Origin of the sequence: Dactylosporangium sp. CA-152071, assembly GCF_050936335.1 — a bacterium.
Lineage (GTDB): Bacteria > Actinomycetota > Actinomycetes > Mycobacteriales > Micromonosporaceae > Dactylosporangium > Dactylosporangium maewongense.
In genome coordinates this window covers 5,211,166-5,234,517 of sequence record NZ_JBNJMZ010000001.1, presented here as the reverse complement: position 1 = coordinate 5,234,517, position 23,352 = coordinate 5,211,166, and the positions used below count along the sequence as shown (strand labels likewise).

Sequence of the window (23,352 nt, the reverse complement as noted above, 5' to 3'; positions counted from 1 at the left end):
TTGCGGATGAGGCGCCTGAGCGGTTACCCCTGGTGGGGGACAGGTGACTGACCGGAGGTGAGTACCTTCATTCAGGTGACGCTCCTTCGCCGTCCTTCCCCCGTGGTCATGGGGGTGCTCAACGTGACCCCGGACAGCTTCTCCGACGGCGGCCGCTACGCCGATCTGGGCGCCGCGGTCGACCACGCCATGCAGATGGTCGCCGAGGGCGCCGACGTGATCGACGTCGGCGGTGAGAGCACCCGCCCGGGCGCGGACCGGGTCGACGCGCGCACCGAGCTCGACCGGGTCCTGCCGGTGATCCGCGAGCTGGCCGCGGCCGGCGTCATGATGAGCATCGACACCACCCGCGCGGCGGTCGCCGCCGAGGCCGTCGCCGCCGGTGCCGCCCTGGTCAACGACGTTTCCGGAGGGCTCGCCGACCCCGACATGGCCCGCGTGGTCGCCGACGCCGGCTGCCCCTGGGTGCTCATGCACTGGCGCGGCCACTCGCGCAAGATGGCCGATCTGGCCGTTTACGACGATGTCGTCAAAGAGGTGTGTGCCGAACTGCTGGAGCGGGTCGACGAGGCCGTCGCCGCCGGCGTCGCACCCGAACGGCTGATCCTCGACCCCGGGCTGGGCTTCGCGAAGAAGGCCGAGCACACCTGGCGGCTCGCCGCGCACCTGCCGGACCTCATCGGTCTGGGCTACCCCGTGCTGGTCGGGTCGAGCCGCAAGTCGCACCTCGGGCGGCTCCTGCAGGCCGCCGACGGCTCCCCGCGCCCGACCGAGGAGCGCGAGGCGGCCACGATCGCCACCACCGTGCTGTCCGTCGCGGCGGGTGCCTGGGGTGTGCGGGTCCACGAGGTCCGTGGCAACGTGGACGCGATCAAGGTGTGGCAGGCCGTACAGGCGGCGCGGTGACGAATGAGGATGACAAGGGCATGACGGCTGACCGGATCACCCTGACGGGGCTGCGGGTCCGCGGCAACCACGGCGTGTTCGACTTCGAGCGCCGCGACGGCCAGGACTTCGTGATCGACGTGATCCTGGAGCTCGATCTCGCCCCCGCCGCGGAGTCCGACGACGTCACCGACACCGTGCACTACGGTGAGCTGGCCGGACGGCTCGCGGAGATCGTCGCGGGCGACCCGGTCAACCTGATCGAGACCCTCGCCCACCGCCTCGCCGGCTCCTGCCTGGAGGATTCGCGGGTACGGGCGGCGACCGTCACCGTGCACAAGCCCCAGGCGCCGATCCCGCACGATTTCGCCGACGTCGCCGTGACCATCCGGCGGGCGAGGCCGTGACCAGGGCCGTGCTGTCGCTGGGCAGCAACCTCGACGACCGCGAGGCCAACCTGCGCGGCGCCGTCGCGGGACTCGGCGACGCCGTCCGGGCGGTCTCCGGCGTCTACGAGACACCCCCGTGGGGCGATGCCGACCAGCCGTATTACCTCAACGCGGTGGTGCTGGCCGTCGACCCGGCCGCGACGCCCCGCGACTGGCTCGACCGCGCCCACCGGCTGGAGCAGGCCGCCGGTCGCGTGCGCGATCCGGAGCGGCGCTTCGGCCCGCGTACGCTTGACGTGGACGTCATCGCCGTCTGGGACGACGACGACCGGCCGGTCGTGTCGGACGACCCGGAGCTGACTCTGCCCCACCCGCGGGCGCATCTCCGGGCGTTCGTGCTCCGGCCGTGGCTCGACATCCAGCCCTACGGGCAGGTGCCGGGCCACGGATGGCTGTATGAGCTGGTCCGGGCCGCCCCGGTCGCCGCCGACCTCGCCGACCTGCGCCCGCGGGAAGACATCCACCTCGATTCGTGATCTGGAGCCGAGCCGATGGCCACGCCGCCACCCGACGAACCGAACGCGAACGGACCCAAGGGCCGGATGGAGCCGACCAGGCCGGCCACCCTCGTCATCGCAGCGCTCGCGACCACCGCGCTGGCCTGGATCGGCATCAGCAGCCTGTGGAACAGCCTGCCGACGCTGCCGTGGCTGCCGCCGCTGACGCTGATCGGCCTGGCGATCTTCGAGGGCTTCGAGGCGTACTCGACCCGGAACCGGATCCTCCGCAAGGAGGGCGCCGGCCCGCTCCAGCCGCTGGTCATCGCGCGGTACGCGGTGCTCGGCAAGGCGTCGGCGCTGGTCGCGGCCCTGTTCGGCGGCCTCTACCTGGGCATGTCGTCGTGGCTGCTGACCCAGCGGGGCGTGCTCGCCAAGGTCTCGGAGAACCTGCCGCAGGCGCTGCTGGGCGTCGCCGCATCGATCGTCCTGCTCGCCGCCGCGCTGTGGCTGGAGCGGTCGTGCCAGGTGCCACCCAGCCAGCGAGACAAGGATCTTCCCAGGCAGGGCCGCATGGACGGACGCCGGGAGGGTGATCGCAGCGAGGACGAAAGCCTCGATCGATAGAGATCTGGCATAAACACTGCCGTCTTCCTCGCCCAAAGACTGTCGCAGGCCACAATCCGCGGTTACTGTGCGACGCGTAACCGGTCGTCGGCTGGCAGGAGGCGCGCGCGATGGCGTACGACGACTCGCGGTTCCGCGGTGAGCCCGGGTTCCGGGAGGAGCCCGACTTCCGCTCGGGCGGGGTGCCCGAGGACGCTCCCACGCTCGGGGTCTCGAACCAGTCCGTCTACACCCCCGGGTCGTACGCGGCGAACACCGACTACAGCGTCCCGCCGTCGGAGAGCACGTTGGGCCTCGCCGCCAGGCGCGCCGCGCCGAGCCCGGCGCAGCTCGGCGACGTCTTCGACGACCCGGAGCACGGCGAGCCCGGCCGCGACCGGCTGGCCGTCCACGCGCTCTGGGAGATGGTGCTGCTCCTCGCCGCGGTGTCGCTGCTATACCTGCTGCGCGACGCCCGACCGGAGGCCCTGCGCGGCACTGAGCTCGAGTCGCTGCTGCTGGCCGGCGCAGAGCTCGGGCTCGTCGGCATCGCGATGGGGCTCACCCTACGTGCCGGCGCCGCCAACCTGGCGCTCGGCCCGATCGCGTACGCGTCGGCGCTGTTCTTCGCCGACAACTCCGACCGTGGCCTGGCGATGACCGCCAGCATCACCGCCCTCATCGCGCTCGGCGTCGGCGTGGTCATCGCGGTGCTGGTCGTCGGCTTCCACGTGCCCGGCTGGGCGGCCAGCCTCGGCGTCGCGGTCGCGCTCATGGCCTGGATCGCCGACCAGAACGACGAGAAGGTCGTCACCGGCGCGTACGACCCGCACGACCAGGCACTCTGGTGGATGCTCGGGGTCGTGCTCGTCGCCGTCGCCGGCAGCGCCATCGGCCTGATCCGGCCGGTCCGCCGCGCGGTCGGCCGCTTCCGCCCGGTCGCCGACCCGGCCCGCCGCCGCGGCGGCGGCGCCGCCACCATCACGGGCTTCGCGATCGCCGGCTCCGCCCTGCTCGCCTCCTTCGCCGGCGTGCTGACCGCGCTCGACCAGCGCGAGGTCACCACCACCCAGAACGGCATGGCCGCGGCCGGGCTCTCCCTCACCATCCTCGCCCTCGGCGCGGCCCTGCTCGGCGGCACCTCCGTCTACGGCCGCCGCGGCGGCGTGCTCGGCACCGTCCTCGCGGTCGCCGCGATCACGCTGCTGTTCCAGTACTCCGCCGCCGAGCAGTGGAACATCGCTCCGCTCGCCGTCGGCGGTGGCGCGATCGCCATCGGGCTGGTCGTGACCCGCCTGATCGAGACGTTCGGCCGGCCGCGGACCGTGGAGGACGACGTCGAGGAGGAGCAGGTCTGGACGCCGAGCACCTCGACCGCCGGCTACGGGTCGAGCCAGGCCGAGCCGGACAGCGCCTGGTCGGCGTCGCGCACCGGCGGCTGGACCAGCCAGCTGCCGGCCCGCAGCACCGACGAGGACTGGGGCGTCGAGGAGCGCTGGGGCAGCAACCGCTGAACCGCGCCGGGCCGCTCATGCCGGCGCGCTCCGGTCTCCAGGTGCCGCCTTGGGTCGGTTATGTCGACTCGCTGCGCTCCCCGACATAACCGAAATTTCGGATATGTTCGCGGAGCGGACATATCCGGGGGCTGCTCGCTTCGCTCTCCGACACCGCCGCTGGGCCGGTCATGTCGGCTCGGGTCCTTCTCCGGCGTCGCCGCTGGGCTGCTCATGTCGGCTTGGCTCGATCTCCTGCCCCGCCGAGCCGGTCATGTCGGCTCGCTCCGCTCCTCGATATAACCGGAATTTCTGATATGTCGGGGCGAAGGGCGGACCTCGCCGGGGTGGCCTGCCCGCTTCGCTCCTCGGCGCCGCCGTCGAGTCGGTCGTGGCGGCTTGCCTCCTTCTCTGGCGCGGGCATGTCGGCTCGCTCCGGTCTCCAGGTGCCGCCCTGGGTCGGTTATGTCGACTCGCTGCGCTCACCGACATAACCGAAATTTCGGATATGTTCGCGGAGCGGACATATCCGGGGTAGCGGCCTGTGGCACGCCGGACGAGTGCCGTCGGGTCGCTGGGTGCGGGTGGTGCCGGCGACGGAGGGCGTGAGCGCGACCGACCAGGGCGGCGGGTGTCTCGCTAAGCTGTGGTCATGACCGACGCCACCCTTGCGGAGCTTGACGCACTACCCACCGAGGAGCTCCGCGAACGTGCCTTCGCCCTCGCCCGGCAGCGTCGCGACGTGAAGTTCTTCTGGGACCTCTTCAAGCACGTCACGACCAGCAACGACGACACGCAGGACGGCTGGCTCGGCTCGCTCGACGCCACCATCGACGACGTCGTGGCGCTGTGGCGCGAGGTCACCGACCACACCTATGGCGAGTCCGAGCCGCTGGTCCGCGCCGCGTTCATCGACTACATCATGTCGCCGGCCAAGTAACTATCGGTATTTGTTTATAAAACGTGTTTCCCGGGACTCATCCGGGGCATGGCAATCACTCGTTCGCGCTACCGCACCGCGTCAAGCGCGGGCACCCTGGTGGCGTTCCTCCTGGTGCTGATCTTCGGCAGCCCCTGGTACGTCGACTGGGTCAACGAGGGCGACCGTGGCGTGTTCCTGGAGACGCTCGCGTGGCCCGCGTGGAACTTCGACACCGACCAGTCGGTGCGTGACCTGCTCGCCGCCGATCTGAAGGCGATCCTGCTGGTCCTGTTCACGGCCGTGTTCATCACACTGCTCGTCGGCGCGCAGCTCGCCAGCGCGCGCGGCACCATCTCGGCGATCCTGACCGGCTGGGCCGCCTACATGTTCGCGGCGGCGCTGGCCGCCCTCATCACCGCGTTCCTGCTGGCTGATGCCTCGATCGGCGGCGCGGTCGTCGCCGCCGCCGGTGGCGCCGGCTACGGGCTCATCGTCGGCTGGATCATCGGCCTCGCCACCATGGCCGGCCGCCGGCCCTGACAGAACGGCAACAGGGCCGGCGAGAAGCGGCCCGCGGCGGCAGACGCGGGCCTGACAGAGCGGCACGCCGGCGGCGGGAACTCCCCACCGCCGGTCACCGTTTGACGGCGTCGGCCTCGGCGAGCGCTACCCGTACATCAGCGGCAGACAGCAACCCGAGCGGCTGATCGCCCTCGCGCACCACCACCGCGTCGACGCCGGCCGCCAGCATCGCGCCGAAGGCGACGCGCAGGGTCGCGTCCGCGGACACCGCCGGCAGGTCGCCGGGCGCGCCGTCCAGGGAATGCAGCCGGTCGCGGGGGATCGGGGTCACCGACAGGCGCATCAGCCCGCGGTCCTCGCCGATGAACTGCTCGACGAACGCGTTCGCGGGGTTGGCCAGCAGCTCCGCGGGCGTCGCGTACTGCTCGAGGTGGCCGCGGTCGGACAGCACCGCGATCTTGTCGCCGAGCTTGATCGCTTCCTGCAGGTCGTGCGTGACCACGATCGTCGTCTTGCGCACGCTCTGCCGCAGCCGCAGGAACTCGTCCTGCAGCCGCCCGCGGTTGATCGGGTCGACGGCGGAGAACGGCTCGTCCATCAGCAGCACCACCGGGTCCGCGGCGAGCGCCCGGGCGAACCCGACCCGCTGCCGCTGGCCGCCCGACAGTTCGTGCGGGTAGCGGGAGGCGTACTGCTTCGGCGTCAGGCCGACGAGCTCCAGCAGCTCGTCGGTGCGAGCGGCGATGCGCTGCTTGTCCCAGCCGAGCATCCGCGGCACGGTGCCGACGTTGGTGCGGACCGTCTGGTGCGGGAACAGCCCGACGTTCTGGATGACGTAGCCGATCGTGCGCCGCAGCCGCACCGGGTCGGCGCGCGTCACGTCCTCGCCGTCGACCAGCACCCGGCCGCGGGTCGGCTCGATGAGCCGGTTGACCATCCTGAGCACGGTCGACTTGCCGCAGCCGGACGGGCCGATGAGCACGGTCACGTCGCCGCCGGCGATCTCCAGGCTCAGCTCCTCGACCGCCGTGGTGTTGTTCGGATACGTCTTGCCCAGCCGATCGAGCGTGATCGGCGCGCCGTCGGCCTTCGCGGTACGGTCCACGCATGTCCTTCCTGGCTCGCGGTGAGGCGGGCAACCCCTGGTTCTCCTGGAGCTATGTCCGGGACAACGCCGACACGATCCGCGACGCGCTGCTGGATCACGTGGCCATCACCGTGTGGTCGGTCGCGATCGCGGTGGCCATCGCGGTGCCGCTGGCGGTGCTGGCCTACTGGGTGCGCCCGCTCGCCACGCCGATTCTGACATCAGCCAGCGTGCTTTACACGATTCCGTCGCTGGCGCTGCTGGCCTTCCTCGCGCCGTTCCTGGGCACGGGACGCACTCCGGTCGTCGTGGCGCTGGTGATGTACGCGCTGATCGTCATCATCCGCAACTCGCTCACCGGACTGCAGCAGGTGCCGGGCGACGTGCGCGAAGCCGCCACCGCGATGGGCTACGGCCGGGGCGCCCGCCTGCTGCGCGTCGAGCTCCCCCTCGCCCTGCCCGCGATCCTGACCGGGCTGCGGCTCGCGACGGTCTCGACAGTGGCGTTGGTCACTGTCGGCGCGGCCGTCGGCTCGCAGGGCGGCCTCGGCGCGCTGATCCTCAGCGGCTTCCGCAACAACTTCTACAAGGCGCAGATCGCCACCGCCGCGCTCGTCTGCGTGCTGCTCGCCCTGGTGCTCGACCTGCTCCTGGTCGCGCTGACCCGGGCCCTCACCCCGTGGACCAGGAGGAGCAAGGCATGAGCGGCCCGGAGCGCAGCGGAGGGCTGCGAATCAGGATTGCAGGGTTTGGCTCAGGCCGGCGCCGGAGCGCAGCGGAGGTGACGGCGTGAGCGCCATCAACGACATGATCAACTGGTTCAACGATCCGCTGAACTGGACCAATCCCGACGGGGTACTGGTGCGCCTGCAGGAGCACCTGGAGATCTCGTTCCTGTCGGTGCTCTTCGGCAGCCTGGTCGCCTGGCCGATCGGGATCTGGCTCGGGCGGCGCGGCGCCGGGTCGGGCGTGGTCGTCATCCTGTCCAACATCACGCAGGCGATGCCCGTCATCGCGCTGCTGACGATCCTGTCGCTCAGCCCGCTCGGCATCGGCAAGCCGGCCGTGGTGGTCGCGCTGACCGTGTTCTGCCTGCCGCCGCTGCTCGCCAACGCGTACACCGGCATGCGCGAGATCGACGAGGAGGTCCGCGACGCGGGCAGGGGCATGGGCCTGACGTCCGCGCAGATGCTGATGCGGGTCGAGCTGCCGCTCGCGGTGCCCTACCTCGCGACGGGCCTGCGCATCGCGACCACCCAGGTCGTCGCCACCGCCACCCTCGCGACCCTCGTCAACGGCGGCGGCCTCGGCAACATCATCTCCGCCGGCTTCGGTCTCGGCCCGGGCCGCGGCGACGCCCAGATCCTCGCCGGCGCGGTCCTCGTGGCCCTGCTCGCGCTGCTGATCGACGGGCTGATGGCCCTGGTGGAGCGCAAGGTCACACCCAAGGTGCTGCGGCAGGCCGCAGGCCGGGCGTGACCGGTCCAGAAGGCCGGTCACCAGGGGTGCGGCGGCGGCCGGGGCAGCGGTGAAGGTCGCTCCGTGACGGGTCGTTACGAAACCGTGCCTGGTTGCGGTTGCCGATTTCCCATAGCCAGAGTTGCCTATTCAAGTAGCGGGCGGGCTTCAAGCCGATAGCGCCGTCCGTCGGACACGCGGCCGGTCACAGTGATCGCGCCGGGACACGGAAGGCGGGCCATTTTGCGAACTGCCATGCGCGCCACGCTCGGGGTCCTGCTGGGCCTCGCCACCGTGGGCCTCGCGGCCTGCGGCGAGGAGGGCTCCTCGGGCACCAAGGCGCCGGCGAGTGTGAGCGGGGCCGGCTGTGCCCCTGTCGCCGGGGACAAGCTCGTCGTCCTCACCGACGACAAGCAACTGCAGACGGCGGACAACATCATCGCCGCGATCAACACGAAGGCCGCCGACCCGGCCCTCGTCGCGGCGCTGGACAAGGTCTCCGACGCGCTCACCACGGAGAAGCTGATCCAGCTCAACAAGGCGGTCGTCGTGGACCGCAAGACGTCCAAGGTCGCGGCGGAGGACTTCGCCAAGGCCGAGAACCTCACCACCGGCATCGAGAAGGGCAAGGGCGGGGCGATCAAGATCGGCGCCGCCGACTTCGCGGAGAGCGCCACGCTCGGCGCGCTCTACGAGATCGTCCTCGACGCCGCCGGCTACGACGCGACCGTCCAGACCATCGGCAAGCGCGAGGTCTACTACGGCCAGCTGACCAAGGGCGACATCCAGGTCATCCCGGAGTACGCCGGCACGCTGACCGAGTTCATCAACGGGCAGGTCAACGGCAAGGACGCCAAGACGCTGGCCTCGGGTGACGTCGACAAGACCGTCACCGCGCTCAAGGAGATCGGCGGCAAGGCCGGCCTGTCCTTCGGCAAGGCGTCGAAGGCGGCCGACCAGAACGCGTTCGCGGTCACCACCGCATTCGCCGACAAGAACGGGGTGAAGACGCTCAGCGACTTCGCCGCCAAGTGCTCCGGCAAGGACACCGTCCTCGGCGGTCCGGCCGAGTGCCCGCAGCGGCCGTTCTGCCAGCCCGGCCTGGAGAAGACCTACAGCATCCAGTTCGGCAAGTTCGTCAGCCTCGACGCGGGCGGCCCGCAGAGCCTCGACGCGCTGAAGAAGGGCACGGCCACGATCGCGCTCGTCTTCTCCTCGGACGGCTCGCTCGGCTAGCTCCTCCGATACGCACGGTAGTTGGCGGATGCCCGTCCTGGCCTTCCAGGGCGGGCATTTCGCTTGCCCTGAAGAGTAGGTAAGGTCTCTGCTCATGCCAGCCGCGGAGACCACCGGAGGACGGCCGAGCGCGAAGCTGCTCCAGATCCTCTTCTGGGCCGGCGTCGGCCTGGCTCCGCTGGCGGCACTGTTGCTGCTGGTCGGCGGCGGGTTCGTCCTGCAGCTCGCCGCGGTGCTCGCCGTCGGCGTCGTCGTGCTCATCGGCCTGTCGATCGCGTTGCGCCCCGACAACGACAACGTGCGCAGCGAGGTCGAGGAGGCGGTCTTCGAGGAGATGGACACGCTCCGCGACGAGATCCGCGGCGACATCACCCACGCGGCGCGCGCCACGCACGGTCAGCTCGTCGAGCGCATCGGCGTGCTGCACGAGACCGTCGACGCGCTGCGCAACCAGGTCGACATGATGCGCGGCCAGCTGGAGCGTGCGACGCGGGCCGCTCAGCAGGCGGCGGCCGCGCAGCACGGCGGCCCGCAGCCGGTCGGCTCCGCCGCGGTCCCGCAGGGCGTGCTCCGGCACACCGAGACCGTGCAGGTCACCACCAAGACGATGGTCGTCGACCCGACCGACCAGCGGCGCGACGGCACCGTGTACGGCGCCCGCCCCGTCGAGATCCCGCAGCAGCGCCGCCCGGTGTCGGAGCGCGTGTCGGAGCGGGTCTCCGACCGCGACGCCGACTGGCACGAGACCGGCCGGGTCGTGGACGGCACCGGGCACTGGAGCGAGGCTCCCGAGCGTGGCGGGCGGTCGGGCGCGCCCGACCGCGGCCGCGCGAGCCACGGCGACTGGTCCCCCCGCGACGGCGACGCGGGCCGGTCCTCCCGTGACGGTGACGGCGGCCGTGGTGAGTGGGCTTCCCGTGACGGTGACGGCAGCCGCGGCGAGTGGGCTTCCCGCGACGGCGACGACGACCGCGCGGACCGGACGGACCGGGCCGACCGGGCCGGGCACCGGGCCGATCACCGCGGCGAGTGGTCCTCCCGCGACGGCGACCCGGGCCGGGGCGATCGCGCGGGCCGTGGCGAGTGGTCGGAGCGCGGCGAGGCAGCCGGCCGCGCGGGCCGGGCCGATCGTGGCGGGCGCGGTGACTGGGACGGCGGCGGCGAGGGCCGCGGCAGGCGTGGCGAGTGGTCCGACGCAGAGCGTGACCGGGACCGCGACAGGGACCGTGACTGGGACTCCGACCGGAGCCGGGGTCACCACGCCGACCGCGGCGGGCGTGGTGAGCACACCGACCGCGGAAACCGGGACGACCAGCCCGACCGTGCCGACCGTGCCGACCGGGGCCGGGGCGCCGAACGGGTCAGCCGCACCGAGCGGTCGGAGCGCTCCGAGTGGACCGAGCGGAGCGAGCGCTCGGAGTGGATCGAGCGCACCGAGACCCCGCGCGAGGAACCCCGCGAGCCGTCCTGGACCGAGCAGCTCCTGCGCGACCGGATGGCGCACGCCGACGACTCCGGTGAGGTGGTGCGCGCCGGTGGGCGCCGCCGCGCGTACGACCCGGACGACGACGCCGGCAGCGTGACCGGCGTCCGGACGACGGACCGGTGGGCGTCGGTGCACAGCGACGAGCACGGCGGCCGGGAGCTCCGCGTCGGCGAGCGCCGCGCCGCGGTCCACGCCGACGAGACCGGCACCCACGTCCGGATCGAGGACCGGTGGGCGTCCGTGCGCCACGAGGAGTACGTGCCCGAGCCCGACGACGACGAGCCCCGCCGCGAGAGCCCCCGCAGGTCCGAGGCCCGCCGCGAGCGCGAACGCCAGCACGGCGCCGACGTCCAGTGGTCCGAGTCCAGCTACGAGGAAGCCCGCCGCGACGACACCGGCACCACCCGCTGGTCGGAGGTCCGCCGCCCCGCCATCGGCGCCACCCAGGCCGCCCTCCCGGCGTCCCCGGCCTCCCGCTGGCAGGACCCCGGCCCCGCCCGCGACGACGAGCGCGTCTCCCGCCGTGCCCGCCACGACGACGACGATGACTACGGCTGGAACGGCTCCCGCGACGACTCCCGCCCCCGCTCCGCCCGCCAGATCGTCGACTTCGAAGGCGACGACGACCGCTGGCGCTGACCCGCGGCTGCGGACCGGAGGCGGCGGGCACCGCCCTGACGGATACGAGTGAACAGCTCCGCTATTTGTCGACGTCGCCGACGACGAAGAACATCGAGCCGAGGATGGCGATCAGGTCGGGGACCAGCGTGCCCGGCAGGAGCTTCGACAGGGCCTGGACGTTGGAGTAGGACGCGGTGCGCAGCTTCAGGCGCCACGGGGTCTTCTCGCCGCGGGAGACCAGGTAGTAGCCGTTGATGCCGAGCGGGTTCTCGGTCCAGGCGTAGGTGTGGCCCTCCGGCGCCTTCACGACCTTCGGCAGGCGGACGTTGACGGGGCCGGTGAGCTTGTCGACCTCGTCGAGGCACGCCTGCGCCAGGTCCAGCGACGCGTACACCTGGTCCAGGAGCACCTCGAAGCGGGCGTGGCAGTCGCCGGTGGTGCGGGTGACGACGGGGACGTCCAGGGCGCCGTAGGCCAGGTACGGCTCGTCGCGGCGCAGGTCGAAGTCCAGGCCGGAGGCGCGGGCGACCGGGCCGGAGGCGCCATACGCGGCGGCGTCGGCGGCGGACAGGACGCCGACGCCGACGGTGCGGGCGAGGAAGATCTCGTTGCGGCGGATCAGGTTGTCCAGGTCGGGCATGCGGCGGCGGACCTGGTCGATCGCGGCGCGGGCGCGGGTGGTCCAGCCGGCCGGGACCTCCTCCTTGAGGCCGCCGACGCGGTTGTACATGTAGTGCATCCGCCCGCCGGACGCCTCCTCGAGCACGGTCTGGATGGTCTCGCGCTCGCGGAAGGCGTAGAAGACCGGCGTGATCGCGCCGATCTCCAACGGGTAGGAGCCGAGGAACATCAGGTGGTTGAGGACCCGGTTGAGCTCGGCGAGGGCGGTGCGCAGCCAGGTGGCGCGCTCGGGGACCTCGATGCCCATGAGGCGCTCGACGGCGAGGGCGACGCCGAGCTCGTTGCAGAACGCAGACAGCCAGTCGTGCCGGTTGGCCAGCATGATGATCTGCCGGTAGTCGCGGACCTCGAAGAGCTTCTCCGCGCCGCGGTGCATGTAGCCGATGATCGGCTCGGCGCTCAGGACCCGCTCGCCGTCGAGGACGAGCTTCAGACGCAGCACGCCGTGGGTGGAGGGGTGCTGCGGGCCGATGTTGAGCACCATGTCGGCGGTGTCGAGGCCCGCCCCGGTGCCGACCGTCAACTCGGAGGTCATACCGTAACCCTAAGGCCCTACAGATCCTGCAGGATCCGCAGCGCGCGCGAGACGTTGTGCATCGTGGCGGTGTCGGCCACGGCGACCCGCTCGACGAACCAGCGCTTCAGCGGCGAGGAGATCCGGTCGGGCATGACGACCAGGTCGTCGAGCTCGACGGCGAGCGGCGAGTCGCGCAGCTCCTCCTGGTCGGTGACCTCGGCGACGATGACGACGGGCACGTCGGTGCCGTTGAAGACGTCGGAGCTGATGATCAGTCCGAGGCGCTCGCGGGCGCCCTTGATCAGCCAGACCTCACCGCGCCGCACGGCGCCCGCTGAACAGCTCCGCGTCGACCATGGCGATCTCTTCCTCGTCGGCGAGCGCGGCCCGCTCCAGGTCGGGTTTGGCGCGGCGCACCGCCTCGGCGTGCGCGGTGAAGATCTCACGCAGCGCGCGCTCCTGCGCGGCCCGGTCGATCCACGCGCTGAGCGACACGCCGTCGCGCTCGGCCCAGTGCCGGGCGTCGGCGATGGTCTGGTCGGAGAACGACAACGTCACCTTGGCCGTCATGCCCCTAGCGTACCCCCGGTATGACCGATGTTCATACCCAGTACATGACCCAATGATGGCCGCCGAGGCCGGCGGGGTCGGTCAGCTCGGCCGCCTGCCCGGCCCGTGCCAGGGCCCGCACGTAGCCGGCCGGGTCGGTCGAGGCGAGCGCCAGCGGCGGGCGCCGGCCGTCCACCCCGAGCAGGCGCAACGCCTCTCGCTGTGTCGTCAGCAGGTGGTGTACGCCCAGCGAGTCCAACGCCACCGCGATCGTCAGATCACACGACCCGTCGGGCACGGGTGCGGTCTCCCGGCCGTCCCGGAAGCCGGTGAGCGTGCCGAACAGCGGGCGGTCCCCGGCGAGGTGCCCGTAGTCGACGGCGAGCGCCATCCCGCGCGCCACGCTGGCCGTGGCCGCCGCCCAGGCCTCGTCGCGCGGGGCGCCCACCTCGGCGCGGGCACCCTCCGGTAACCCTGCGAGGGGCCACCAGTCGGCCAGCCATCGGGCGTCATCGGGTTCCAGCGGCGACTCGTCGAGCGTCAGGGTGCCGTCGGGCGTGCTGCGCCAGTACCGTGGCCGCAACGTCGAATCGAGCTCCACGACCTCGACGGGGATGTTGTCGAGCCATTCGGTCGCCACCAGAAGGCCGGTGATGCCGGAGGGGATCGCGGAAGTCCACCCGATCGTGGGGGGCAGGTGCTCGGGGCGGGGCGCGACCTCGACGCCGACGGCCGCGACCCGGGCGGCGACCGCGGGCGGCAGGGCGGCGAGGATGCCGCGCAGCAGCTCGCCGCGGCCGGCGCCGACGTCGACGAGGTCGAGCCGGGCCGGGTGGTCGAGGGCCTCGTCGACGCGCTCCAGCAGCGTGGCGATCGCCCCGGCGAAGAGCGGCGACGCGTGCGCGCTGGTCCTGAAGTGCGCGGCCGGACCGGCTTCCGCGCGGAAGAACCCGCCGTCGCCGTAGAGCGCCCGCTCCATCGCCGCCCGCCACCGCACGGCTCCGGCGTTCCGCTGGTTCACAGGAACACTTTGCCTTCTCCCCGGTACGTCGGCACGGTGTCGACGATCGTGTCGCCGGAGACGAGGTGCACCTCGTTGACGTGCTCGCACAGCTCGCCGGCCTTGGCGTGGCGGAAGTAGACGCGCTCGCCGAGGCGCAGGCCGGCCGCGCCGGGGCCGATGAGCGGGGTCTGCACCTCGCCGGCGCCCTCGGTGCCGATCAGTTTGAGGCCCTCCGGCAGCCACGGCTGCGGCTGGCGGGCCGGCGAGGTCTCCCCGGACGCGATCCAGCCGCCGCCGAGCACGGTCGCGACCTGCTGGTTCGGCCTGCGCACGACCGACATGGCGAAGAACGCCGCCGGTTGGGGGCGCCAGCGGCGGTACGAGTCGAACAGCCACGGCCCGAACAGGCCGGATCCGGCGGCGACCTCGGTGACCGAGGGGTCCTGCGCGGTGGCCTGGACGCTGCCGGTCCCGCCACCATTGACGAACTCGAGGTCGGCGTGGCGCCGCACCTCGGCGACGACCGCGGCCCGCCGGGCGAGCAGCTCCGGGAACGAGCGCGACTGGATCATGCGGATCAGCGCCCCGCGCACGGGCCGTCCGGGTGGGGCGTCGCCGAGGCCGGCGATCTGCGCCTCGTAGGACATGAGCCCCACCAGCCTGAATCCCGCCCGGCCGGCGATCGCGGCGGCGAGCTCACCGGCCTGGCGGGCGCTGTGGACCGGGGAGCGGCGCACCCCGATGTGCACGCTGCTCATCGGCCGCCAGGAGGCGTCCAGGTCGATGCACACGCGCACGGCGCCGGCCCGCTCGCCGGCCGGGATGACCGAGTCGACCAGGTCGAGCTGGGCGGTGCTGTCGACCATGACCGTGACGGTCGCGGCGAGCTTCTCGTCGGTGGCGAGCCGGTGCAGCGCGGCGCGGTCCGCCGTCGGGTACGCCACCAGGATGTCCCCGGACGTGCCCTGCTCCGCCAGCCAGATGGCCTCCGGCAGCGTGAACGCCATGACGCCCTGCCAGCCGGGCTGGGCGAGCGCCCGGTCCATCAGGGCGCGGACCCGCACCGACTTGCTGGGCATCCGCAGCGGCTTGCCGGCGGCGCGGCCGAGCATCGCGGCGCTGTTGGCGTCGAACGCGTCAAGGTCGACGATCGCGAACGGCGGGTCGAGATCCGCGGTCGCCCGGTCGTAGCGGGCCCGCTGGGCGGCACGTGAGCTGGTCACGACTCACCGTACCGAGTCGGTGATGAATATGAAAGAACCTCGCGTCCGCGCGTCGGCCGACACCGGGGCGACATCTGGGGACCGGTAGCGTGGTTACAGTAGGCGTCCTAGTTGAGGAGGTGCCGCCATCGCGAGCAGCGACCTGTCCGGCTTCGGGGAGCTCAAGGCGGTCCTGCGCATCCGGGCGTTCCGCCGGTTGTGGGCCGTCCTGGGGCTCTCGTCCCTGGGCGACTGGCTCGGCCTCCTCGCCGCGGCGACGTTCGCCGCCTCGCAGGTGTCCAACTCGGCGGCCCAGGGTGCGGCGTTCGGCTCGGTCATCGCCGTGCGCCTCCTGCCCGCGCTGATCCTCGGACCGGTGGCGGGGGTCTTCGCCGACCGGTTCGACCGGCGGCTCACGATGGTCGCCTGCGACCTGGTCCGCTTCCTGTTCTTCGCCTCGATCCCGGCGTCCGCGCTGATCCTCGACGACCCCGCGCTGGTGATCGGCTGGACCGCGATCGCCACGTTCATCATCGAGACCACCGCGATGATCTGGACCCCGGCGAAGGAAGCGGCGGTGCCCAACCTGCTGCCCCGCGCCCGGCTCGAGACGGCCAACCAGCTGACCCTCGCCACCACCTATGGCATCACGCCGGTGCTCGCCGGGCTCGTGCTGATCGGCCTGGAGCAGCTCGTCGTCCTCGTGTTCGGGGCCGAGGGCCGCCCGAGGGGCGCCGAGCCGAGCGACGTCGCGCTGTGGTTCAACTCGCTGACGTTCCTGGCCACCGCCGTCACCGTGTTCTTCGGCATCAAGGAGATCAGCGGCCGTCGCACCGCGGCCGTCGAGCACAAGCCGGGGATGCTCAAGGAGTTCGTGCAGGGCTGGGCGTTCGTCCGGCGCACCCCGCTGGTCCGCGGCCTGGTGCTGGGCATCTTCGGCGCCTTCGCCGGCGGCGGCGTGGTCGTCGGCACCGCGAAGTTCTACGCCGTGTCGCTCAGCGCCGGCGACGCCGCCTTCGCCCTGCTCTTCGCCACGCTCTTCCTCGGTCTCGGGGTCGGCATCGCGGCCGGCCCGCGGATCGTCGGCGCGCTGTCCCGGCGCCGCTGGTTCGGCTTGTCGATCATCCTGGCCGCCGGCTCCGTGCTCATCCTGGCCCTCGCCACCCACCTCGCGGTCGCCGTCGGCGGCGCGCTGCTCGTCGGCGTCGGCGCGGGCATGGCGTTCCTGTCCGGCACCACGCTGCTCGGCAGCGAGGTGTCCGACGACATGCGCGGCCGGGCGTTCGCCTTCGTGCAGACCGGCACCCGCGTCGTGCTCATGCTCACCATCTCGCTGTCCAGCGTCATCGTCGGCGCCGGCGGGTCGCGCCACCTCAGCCTCGGCTTCACGTCCGTGGAGATCTCCAGCACCCGGCCGCTGCTCGCCGTCGCCGGCGTCCTGGGCGTCATGGCCGGCATCGTGGCGCTGCGCCAGATGGACGACAAGAAGGGCGTGCCGCTCCTGGCCGACGTCCTCGGCTCGATCCGCGGCCGCCCGCTCAGCCCCGACGAGCCGAAGGCCGCCAGCGGGCTCTTCATCGTCTTCGAGGGCGGCGAGGGCGCCGGCAAGTCCACCCAGGTCAAGCACCTCGCCGAGGCGCTGCGGAAGCTCGGCCGCGACGTCGTCGTCACCCGCGAGCCGGGCGCCACCGCGCTCGGCGCCCGGATCCGCAGCCTCGTGCTCGACCCGCCGGAGGTCACCGGCGAGGTCGTCACGCCCCGCGCGGAGGCCCTGCTCTACGCCGCCGACCGCGCCCACCACGTCGCCTCCGTCGTGCGCCCCGCGCTCACCCGCGGCGCCGTCGTCGTCAGCGACCGCTACGTCGACTCGTCCCTGGCCTACCAGGGGGCCGGCCGCACCCTCCCGGTCGACGAGGTCTCCTGGCTGTCGAAGTGGGCGACCGGCGGCCTCAAGCCCGACCTGGTGGTCCTGCTCGACCTGGAGCCCTCGATCGGCCTCGCCAGGGCCGGCCGCCGCGGCGAGGCCGACCGGCTGGAGAGCGAGTCGCTCGCCTTTCACGAGCGGGTCCGCTACGCGTTCCTCGACCTGGCCGCCGCCGACCCGAGCCGCTACCTGGTCCTCGACGCCTCCATGCCACCCGAGGCCCTGGCCGCCGGCGTCCTGCAGCGGGTCCGGCACCTGATGCCCGCCGAGGAGGAGTTCGACCTGGAGGAGGCCATCGAGGAAGCCCTCGAGGACGCGGCCGACACCGTCACCATGCTCACCGGCGACGAGCTGACCGACCTCCCGCCCGTCGACCTGGACAAGGACGCCCCCGGCGGAGGCCGGGAGACCCGGGTATGACCCCCGACGCCGCCCCGCCCCGCCCGTTGCCCGCTGGCCTCCGGGCCGGCGCCGGCGCCCGGGGCGACGTCCTCCCGAGCACCGACCACCTGCGCCCTCCACCTGGCGCCTGCCTCCCGTCCGCCGCCGCGCTGAAGGCTGCCATGCCCGGCGCCACCGTGTCCGACGTCGACGTGCTGCACGCGGGCACGGACGGCGGTGTGCCGAGCGCGGGCGTGAAGGCCGACAGGTTTCCGGACGGCGGTGCACTCAGGACCGCTGGGCGGAGCGGCCGTGCGTCGTGCGTCGGCGTGCCGCGCCGATCGGCCTGGCCGGGATTTCGTGAGAGGACGGTCGGCGCGGGTTTGAGCCCTGTCACCATGCACCGTCCGCTGGATGTCGGCGCGGGCACCTCTGCGGGGGTGGGTGCTGTCCGCGACCCTCTGCTGAGTGGTGCTCGTCCGGGCGGCGGTGTTGCAGGCGGCCGACTGGCGAGTGACGCTCGTCGGGTGGCGGGCGAGCGGCTGCGGGGTGGTCGCCTGCGCCCGTCCGTTGCCGGCCGTTTGGCCATCGCGCGCGGGGTGGTGGGTCGGCTGGAGATCGCTCCGGCGGTCGGGGGGAGGCGTGGGCATGAGGTCTGAGGTCGGCACGGCTCCGCCGATCTTCGCGGAGCTGGTCGGGCAGGAGGACGCGGTCGCGACGCTGAGCAGGGCGGTCGCGGCCGCGGGGGTGATCGTCCAAGGGGGCGTGCCCGAGGCGGGCATGACGCATGCGTGGCTGTTCACCGGGCCGCCCGGGTCGGGCAGGTCGGTGGCGGCGCGCATCTTCGCCGCGGCACTGCAGTGTCCTGATGGTGGTTGCGGCGTGTGTACGGCATGCCACACGACCCTCGGTGGCACGCACGCCGACGTACGGTTCGTGGTGCCGGAGGGGCTGTCGATCGCGGTCGGGGAGATGCGGGCGCTCGTGTTGCGGGCGGCCAGCTCGCCGACGCAGGGGCGCTGGCAGGTGCTGCTGGTCGAGGACGCGGACCGGCTGACCGAGGCGGCGGGCAACGCGTTGCTCAAGGCGATCGAGGAGCCGCCGCCGCGGACCGTGTTCCTGCTGTGCACGCCCAGCACCCATCCCGACGACATCTCGGTCACCATCCGGTCCAGGTGCAGGGTCGTGCCGCTGCGGCAGCCGCCGGCCGACGCGATCGCCGGGCTGCTGCGGCGGCGGGACGGGCTGGACGAGCAGACCGCGGCGTGGGCGGCGGCCGCGGCGCAGGGGCATGTGGGGCGGGCGCGCCGGCTGGCCCGGGACCCGCAGGCCCGCGCCCGGCGCGAGGCGGTGCTCGCCGTGCCGCGGCGGCTGACGGGCATCGGGGCGGCGTTCGACGCGGCCGCGGCACTGATCGAGGCCGCCGAGGCGGAGGCGGCAGCGTCGGTACTGGAAACCGACGCGGCCGAGCGGGCGGCGCTGGAGACCGCGCTCGGCGCCGGCGGCACGGGCAAGGGCGCCGCCGGGGCGGTCCGCGGGTCGGCCGGGCAGCTCAAGGACCTCGAACGGCGGCAGAAGTCCCGCGCCACCCGGGCCCAGCGCGACGCGCTCGACCGGGCGCTGGTGGATCTCGCCGGGTTCTACCGGGACGTGCTGGTGCACACGTTCGGCGCGGGGGTCGAGCCCGTGCACGGCGACACCGACGAGCTCGCCGGGGCCGCCGCGCAGAAGTGGGCGCCGGAGAGCACGCTGCGGCGGCTGGAGTCGGTGCTGGAGTGCCGCGTCGCCATCGAGGCCAACGTCAAGCCCCGCATCGCCGTCGAGGCGATGATGCTCGCGCTGTGGCGGGGCTGACGCGCGAGGTTATCCACAGGCCTGAGTTCGGGGTTTCGTGTCACTCGCTGGTGCCGTACGGTCACTCCGGGGAGGGGCCGACATGCGCGAGATCGACGAGTCGTGGATCGAGGAGGCGGTGGAGCGTTACCGCCGCATCGAAGCGCTGCTCGCCGAGTTCGACAAGGCGGTCACGACCGTCGAGGTGAGTGTGCGCTCGCCCGACGGCCTGGTCGAGGTGGTGGTCACCGCCGACGGCACGATCCGCGACGTGCGGATCGACCACCTGCGGGGGCAGACGGGCGCCGAGGTGTCCCGCTCGGTCCGCGCGGCTGTCACCGCCGCCACCGACGCCGCCGCCTGGGCGAGGAAGAAGCTGCACGCCGAGACGTTCGGCGACTACCGCTCCCTGGCCTGACCAGCACACCGTCGACCCAGCGGGGGGACTGCATGCGACTCGACGACCTGGCCAACCGGCTCGACGCCACCGGCGACGAGCTGGCCGCCACCAGCACCACGACGGCGCTCATCGACCCCGGCTCCGGCCCGCTCGGCGGCGACGCCCCGGGCGGCCCCGGCGAGCTCGGCCGCGCCCTGCACCGCACGCTGACCACGGCCCTGACCGCCCGCGGCCGGGAGGCCTCGACCCACGGCGCCCGCCTCGCCGAGACGGCCGAAGCGCTCCGCCAGGCCGCCCGGTCCTACCGCGCCGCCGACCACGACGCCCGCCACCAGCACCGGGACACCTGATGCTCCGGGCCGCCGCACCTCCGACCCGTCCGGGCACCCGGGCCGCGGGCCGGCCGGCCTCACCGACCACCCCGACGGCCCACCGCGCCACGGAAACCGTGGCGCTGGACGGCCCCGCCAGCGACACCGGGACATCCAGCGCTCAGGGTCGACGCATCTCTTGCCCGTCCGGGGATCGGTCGGCGGCGCGATGATGGACGCGCTTGAGCGGTTGGCGGGGGTCGGGGGTGACCTGCTGCGCCGGGTCGACAGAGTGCTGATCGCCGGGGGTGCGCCGGCCGGGGACCCGGTCTGGGAGCTGCTGCGGCGGGTCGGGGCGCTGCCCGGGGACGTGCTGGAGTTCGGGCTCAAGGTCAGGGCCGAGCCGCTGCGGGTCGCCGGGGCGCAGCTGCGGGCCGACGCCGACCGGTTCGCGCGGCGGCAGGGCAAGCTCACCGTGGACCTGGCGGGGGTGTGGGAGGGGACGGGAGCCGAGGCGTTCGCGGTGCGGTGGGGGGCGCTCGCCTCGTACATCGGCGACGGCGGCGACCCGGGCACCATCACCGGCAGGCTGCGCGCCACGGCCACTTACGCCGAGGCGCTCGCCGACTGGTGCGACGCGCTGCGGGGCGAGCTCGCCGAGGCGGTCGCCCGGGTCGTGAGCTCCACGGAGGCCGTCACGCTGCGGCAGGTCGATCCGGCTGCACTGAGGGAGGAGCCACCGGCGGCGGACGTGCTGGAGGCGGCGGCGAGGATCGCGGTGCGGGTGCTGCAACCGGCGGCGGACGCGTTCGCCGAAGCGCGCGAGCTGATGGCGCGCCGGGCGCCCGACCTGGAAGAGCTGCGCTACAGCGAGCCCGGGGCCGGGCCCGCCGGGGGTGCGGCACCGACCACCAGGGTCACGTTGTAGGGGCATTACGATCGCCGCATGCCAACCGCGGTCGAGCAGCTCTCCGGATACGGCGACGACGGCTTCGAGGGCGACCTGGTCCGCTGGTTCCCGGACCGGCCGCCGGTCGAGGTATCGGCGGACACCCGGCCGGTGGACCCGTTCCTGGCGCGGCTCCCGCGGGAGGCGGCCGTGGCGCTCGCGGCGTTCGACCGGCGGGTGCGGTCCGGGACGCTGCCGTGGGTCGTCGACGTGTCCGGGTATTCGTACGGGTTCGACTTCGCCGGGAACGAGTGCGAGATCCTCGACTCGGACTACGCGACCCGGCTCACCGACGACGACGTGTGGTCGATCGCGTCGGACGGCGGCGGCAACCTGTACGTGATGCTGACCAACGGCAGGATCGCCGTCTGGTTCCACGAGGAGCAGGTCATCGAGGGGCACACCCAGTTCGACAACCTCGACGTGTTCCTGTATTCGATCGTGCGGTACCAGGCGGCCCGCAGCGGCGTGCTGGACCGGGCCGCCGTCGCCGAGGAGTTCCGCGCGCTCGGGCAGCCCGGTGCGCTCGCGCCCGAGGTGGGGCTGCTGGCGTACCTCGGCGGCTAGGACAGCTTCATCGGGCGCTCCATGAGGCCGGCCAGGACGGCTCGATCGAGGGCTCCATGAAGGCCGCGGCTAGGACAGCTCGATCGGGGGCTCCATCAGGCGCAGGGCCATCGGCTTGCGCGGGGCGAACCAGGAGCCGGTCGGCTGCGCGTTCCAGCGGCGGGCGGTGCGGTCCACCCCGATGGGGTAGATCGTGAGGGTGCCGTCGGCGCCGAACCGCATCCGGAGGAAGCCCTTGTAGCCGGTGATGCCCTGGCCGGCGAACAGCTCGTTGACGTTCACGCCGAACTTCGAGGCGATCAGCAGGTACAGCGCGAAGAGCTCGCCGGCCGCGACACACGACAGCGGGAAGTACAGCACGATCGCGATGAGCAGCGGCAGCGGCCACGGCTGGTCGACGAACGGCAGGTTGAGCCACGCCCACGTGCCGAGCACGGCGATGCCGACGAACGCGGCGCCGTGCCCCAGGCCGAGAATCCAGTGCCGGGGTCTGCGTTTCCCGGCGACGCCCGGCATCGCGAGGAAGAAGCCACTGAGCACGTCGACCATCACCATCAGGAACGCGGGGATGGTGACGAGCCGCTGCTCGGTGCCGGAGATGACGCGGTCGGCGGCGTTGACGAAGGCGAGCATCGTCAGGGTCTGCAGCACGCCGAGCAGCCCGAGGAACATGGGGTTGCGCCACGGCACGCGCCAGAAGACGCCGAGGGAGAGGGCCCGCGACCGGGCCTTGCTCGGGTACGCCGCCTTGAAGTCGAACCACTGCGAAGGGCTCGCGTTGCGCACCAGCGAGCGCCGGGGCGGCACCTCGATCCGCGGCGGCAGCTCGTGCGTCGGGTACAGGTACGCGCCCCCGCCGCCGCAGGTGATCAGCTGGCGGTCGGTGCCCTCGTACCGGGCGTAGTGATGCAGATCACCGGAGAGCATCAGCTTCACGTCGGCGCCGGTCGGGGCGATGACGGTCCGCACGAAGTAGTCGAGGCTGTCGTACGCCTTGCGGTCCTCCTGCGCCTCCACCCAGCTCGGCGCCGGTGGGCAGATGATCACCTTGTCACCGGGGCCGAGGCGGGCCGCGACGCGGTTGAAGTACCGCAGCTGCGGGTCGTCGATGTACGCGCCGGCCTGCACGTCCGTGCCGAGGATCCACCACCGGTTGGGCAGCTGGATCGCGAAGTACGACCGCGACTGGCGGGTCTGCCAGCCGCCGATCTTGCCCTCGCCGCCGCGGACGAACAGGCGGAGGAACGCGGTCAGGCCGTCGTACCAGTCGTGGTTGCCGGGCACCGCGTACATGCGGGGGCGGGGACCCTCCGCGGGCGGGTCGGGGAACGCGGCGCGGAACGGGCCCTTGAAGCGGTCCTCGTACTGCTGGCCGCTCGCCGTCGGGTAGACCTGGTCGCCGCCGAGGACGAGCACCTCACCGCGGGGCAGTTCGTGCCCCTCGACCGTCAGCGACTGCTGCGCCAGCAGATAGGCCACGGAGTAGGTGGCGTTGAACCCGTCGCCGGTGTCGGCGCAGTAGTCCACCCACAGCTCCCCGTCGGGGATGTCGTCGGTGTCCTCGGCGCTCAGGAAGCCGGTGTACCCGGGTGCCTCCCGCATGATCCGGTCCGGCATCGAGTCCTGCAGCTCGCGCTTGTCCAGGTACGCCCCGAACAGGTCGGCCAGCACCACCCGCACCGCGGTGCCGCTGAGCAGCACCGGGCTCAGCCACGGCACGGCCCGCCGCGGGGTGAACCCCATCTGGTCGGGGTCCAGCGCGTCGGGCCGGTCACCGACCCGCGCGACCGGCGGCCCGGTCTCGGGCATCGGCAGGATGGGGTCGCCGGGCTG

The 23,352-nt window shown here is 72.8% G+C and carries 24 protein-coding genes; 17 read left to right on the top strand and 7 right to left on the bottom strand.

What is annotated here, in order from left to right:
* Nucleotides 1-108: 108 nt before the first annotated feature.
* The 7 genes from folP (at nucleotide 109) to ACQEVZ_RS23400 (ending at nucleotide 5,332) form a co-directional block, all read left to right on the top strand.
* Complete coding sequence (folP, locus tag ACQEVZ_RS23430; protein ID WP_433376943.1) at nucleotides 109-906, top strand: dihydropteroate synthase; 798 nt, start codon at nucleotides 109-111, stop codon at nucleotides 904-906.
* A gap of 20 nt (nucleotides 907-926) precedes the next feature.
* The gene (folB, locus tag ACQEVZ_RS23425) at nucleotides 927-1,292 is read left to right on the top strand and encodes a dihydroneopterin aldolase (protein ID WP_433376940.1); all 366 of its coding nucleotides are present in this window, start codon (nucleotides 927-929) and stop codon (nucleotides 1,290-1,292) included.
* Entirely contained in the window at nucleotides 1,289-1,810 is a 522-nt protein-coding gene (folK, locus tag ACQEVZ_RS23420) for a 2-amino-4-hydroxy-6-hydroxymethyldihydropteridine diphosphokinase (RefSeq protein WP_433369864.1), read from the top strand. The genes folB and folK overlap by 4 nt, the downstream gene beginning before the upstream one ends.
* A 15-nt stretch (nucleotides 1,811-1,825) precedes the next feature.
* The gene (locus tag ACQEVZ_RS23415) at nucleotides 1,826-2,398 is read left to right on the top strand and encodes a DUF3180 domain-containing protein (RefSeq protein WP_354889047.1); all 573 of its coding nucleotides are present in this window, start codon (nucleotides 1,826-1,828) and stop codon (nucleotides 2,396-2,398) included.
* A gap of 110 nt (nucleotides 2,399-2,508) precedes the next feature.
* On the top strand, nucleotides 2,509-3,891 hold the full coding sequence (locus tag ACQEVZ_RS23410; protein ID WP_433369860.1) for an ABC transporter permease: 1,383 nt from the start codon (nucleotides 2,509-2,511) through the stop codon (nucleotides 3,889-3,891).
* A 631-nt stretch (nucleotides 3,892-4,522) separates the two neighbouring features.
* Nucleotides 4,523-4,810, top strand: a complete 288-nt coding sequence (locus tag ACQEVZ_RS23405) for a hypothetical protein (protein ID WP_360564279.1) — start codon at nucleotides 4,523-4,525, stop codon at nucleotides 4,808-4,810.
* Between the two features lie 48 nt (nucleotides 4,811-4,858).
* Nucleotides 4,859-5,332 carry a hypothetical protein gene (locus tag ACQEVZ_RS23400; RefSeq protein WP_344514152.1) on the top strand — a complete coding sequence of 158 codons (474 nt, stop codon included), beginning with the start codon at nucleotides 4,859-4,861 and terminating at the stop codon, nucleotides 5,330-5,332.
* A gap of 94 nt (nucleotides 5,333-5,426) precedes the next feature.
* Here the strand turns inward: ACQEVZ_RS23400 and ACQEVZ_RS23395 are convergent, their stop codons facing one another.
* Nucleotides 5,427-6,419, bottom strand: a complete 993-nt coding sequence (locus ACQEVZ_RS23395) for an ABC transporter ATP-binding protein (protein ID WP_433369857.1) — start codon at nucleotides 6,417-6,419, stop codon at nucleotides 5,427-5,429.
* A gap of 2 nt (nucleotides 6,420-6,421) precedes the next feature.
* On the opposite strand from ACQEVZ_RS23395, the gene ACQEVZ_RS23390 reads away from it, so the two are divergent.
* The 4 genes from ACQEVZ_RS23390 (at nucleotide 6,422) to ACQEVZ_RS23375 (ending at nucleotide 11,220) form a co-directional block, all read left to right on the top strand.
* Nucleotides 6,422-7,105: an ABC transporter permease gene (locus ACQEVZ_RS23390; protein ID WP_344514154.1), complete on the top strand. Its 684-nt coding sequence runs from the start codon at nucleotides 6,422-6,424 to the stop codon at nucleotides 7,103-7,105.
* 103 nt (nucleotides 7,106-7,208) lie between these two features.
* On the top strand, nucleotides 7,209-7,880 hold the full coding sequence (locus ACQEVZ_RS23385) for an ABC transporter permease (RefSeq protein ID WP_433376937.1): 672 nt from the start codon (nucleotides 7,209-7,211) through the stop codon (nucleotides 7,878-7,880).
* A 234-nt stretch (nucleotides 7,881-8,114) separates the two neighbouring features.
* Entirely contained in the window at nucleotides 8,115-9,095 is a 981-nt protein-coding gene (locus ACQEVZ_RS23380) for a glycine betaine ABC transporter substrate-binding protein (protein WP_344514158.1), read from the top strand.
* A 94-nt stretch (nucleotides 9,096-9,189) separates the two neighbouring features.
* Nucleotides 9,190-11,220, top strand: coding sequence for a hypothetical protein (locus tag ACQEVZ_RS23375; RefSeq protein WP_433369852.1), 2,031 nt, complete (start codon nucleotides 9,190-9,192; stop codon nucleotides 11,218-11,220).
* Between the two features lie 61 nt (nucleotides 11,221-11,281).
* Here the strand turns inward: ACQEVZ_RS23375 and ACQEVZ_RS23370 are convergent, their stop codons facing one another.
* The 5 genes from ACQEVZ_RS23370 to ACQEVZ_RS23350 are packed head-to-tail and all read right to left on the bottom strand — an operon-like array spanning nucleotide 11,282 to nucleotide 15,175.
* The gene (locus ACQEVZ_RS23370; protein WP_344514161.1) at nucleotides 11,282-12,418 is read right to left on the bottom strand and encodes an NADH-quinone oxidoreductase subunit D; all 1,137 of its coding nucleotides are present in this window, start codon (nucleotides 12,416-12,418) and stop codon (nucleotides 11,282-11,284) included.
* 17 nt (nucleotides 12,419-12,435) lie between these two features.
* Nucleotides 12,436-12,726, bottom strand: coding sequence for a type II toxin-antitoxin system PemK/MazF family toxin (locus ACQEVZ_RS23365; RefSeq protein WP_344514163.1), 291 nt, complete (start codon nucleotides 12,724-12,726; stop codon nucleotides 12,436-12,438).
* Nucleotides 12,713-12,970, bottom strand: coding sequence for a DUF6364 family protein (locus tag ACQEVZ_RS23360; protein ID WP_344514165.1), 258 nt, complete (start codon nucleotides 12,968-12,970; stop codon nucleotides 12,713-12,715). Before ACQEVZ_RS23360 ends, ACQEVZ_RS23365 begins: the two co-directional genes overlap by 14 nt.
* Nucleotides 12,971-13,001: 31 nt before the next feature.
* Entirely contained in the window at nucleotides 13,002-13,928 is a 927-nt protein-coding gene (locus ACQEVZ_RS23355) for an SAM-dependent methyltransferase (protein WP_433376934.1), read from the bottom strand.
* A gap of 38 nt (nucleotides 13,929-13,966) precedes the next feature.
* Complete coding sequence (locus ACQEVZ_RS23350) at nucleotides 13,967-15,175, bottom strand: amino acid deaminase/aldolase (RefSeq protein ID WP_360564269.1); 1,209 nt, start codon at nucleotides 15,173-15,175, stop codon at nucleotides 13,967-13,969.
* Between the two features lie 172 nt (nucleotides 15,176-15,347).
* Between ACQEVZ_RS23350 and tmk the strand changes: the two genes are divergently transcribed.
* The 6 genes from tmk to ACQEVZ_RS23320 all read left to right on the top strand — a co-directional run bounded on the left by tmk (nucleotide 15,348) and on the right by ACQEVZ_RS23320 (nucleotide 21,519).
* Nucleotides 15,348-17,498, top strand: a complete 2,151-nt coding sequence (tmk, locus tag ACQEVZ_RS23345; protein WP_433376931.1) for a dTMP kinase — start codon at nucleotides 15,348-15,350, stop codon at nucleotides 17,496-17,498.
* Nucleotides 17,499-18,107: 609 nt separating this feature from the next.
* Nucleotides 18,108-19,313, top strand: coding sequence for a DNA polymerase III subunit delta' (locus tag ACQEVZ_RS23340; RefSeq protein ID WP_433369847.1), 1,206 nt, complete (start codon nucleotides 18,108-18,110; stop codon nucleotides 19,311-19,313).
* A gap of 82 nt (nucleotides 19,314-19,395) precedes the next feature.
* Nucleotides 19,396-19,710: a YbaB/EbfC family nucleoid-associated protein gene (locus ACQEVZ_RS23335; RefSeq protein WP_344514173.1), complete on the top strand. Its 315-nt coding sequence runs from the start codon at nucleotides 19,396-19,398 to the stop codon at nucleotides 19,708-19,710.
* 32 nt (nucleotides 19,711-19,742) lie between these two features.
* Nucleotides 19,743-20,042 carry a hypothetical protein gene (locus ACQEVZ_RS23330; protein WP_344514175.1) on the top strand — a complete coding sequence of 100 codons (300 nt, stop codon included), beginning with the start codon at nucleotides 19,743-19,745 and terminating at the stop codon, nucleotides 20,040-20,042.
* A 190-nt stretch (nucleotides 20,043-20,232) separates the two neighbouring features.
* Entirely contained in the window at nucleotides 20,233-20,931 is a 699-nt protein-coding gene (locus ACQEVZ_RS23325; RefSeq protein WP_433369843.1) for a hypothetical protein, read from the top strand.
* An 18-nt stretch (nucleotides 20,932-20,949) separates the two neighbouring features.
* Nucleotides 20,950-21,519, top strand: coding sequence for a hypothetical protein (locus ACQEVZ_RS23320; RefSeq protein WP_433369840.1), 570 nt, complete (start codon nucleotides 20,950-20,952; stop codon nucleotides 21,517-21,519).
* A 69-nt stretch (nucleotides 21,520-21,588) separates the two neighbouring features.
* Here ACQEVZ_RS23320 and ACQEVZ_RS23315 read toward each other — a convergent pair whose 3' ends face one another.
* Nucleotides 21,589-23,328 (bottom strand): metallophosphoesterase family protein, encoded by a 1,740-nt coding sequence (locus tag ACQEVZ_RS23315; protein WP_433376928.1) that lies wholly within the window; start codon nucleotides 23,326-23,328, stop codon nucleotides 21,589-21,591.
* Nucleotides 23,329-23,352 lie beyond the last annotated feature (24 nt).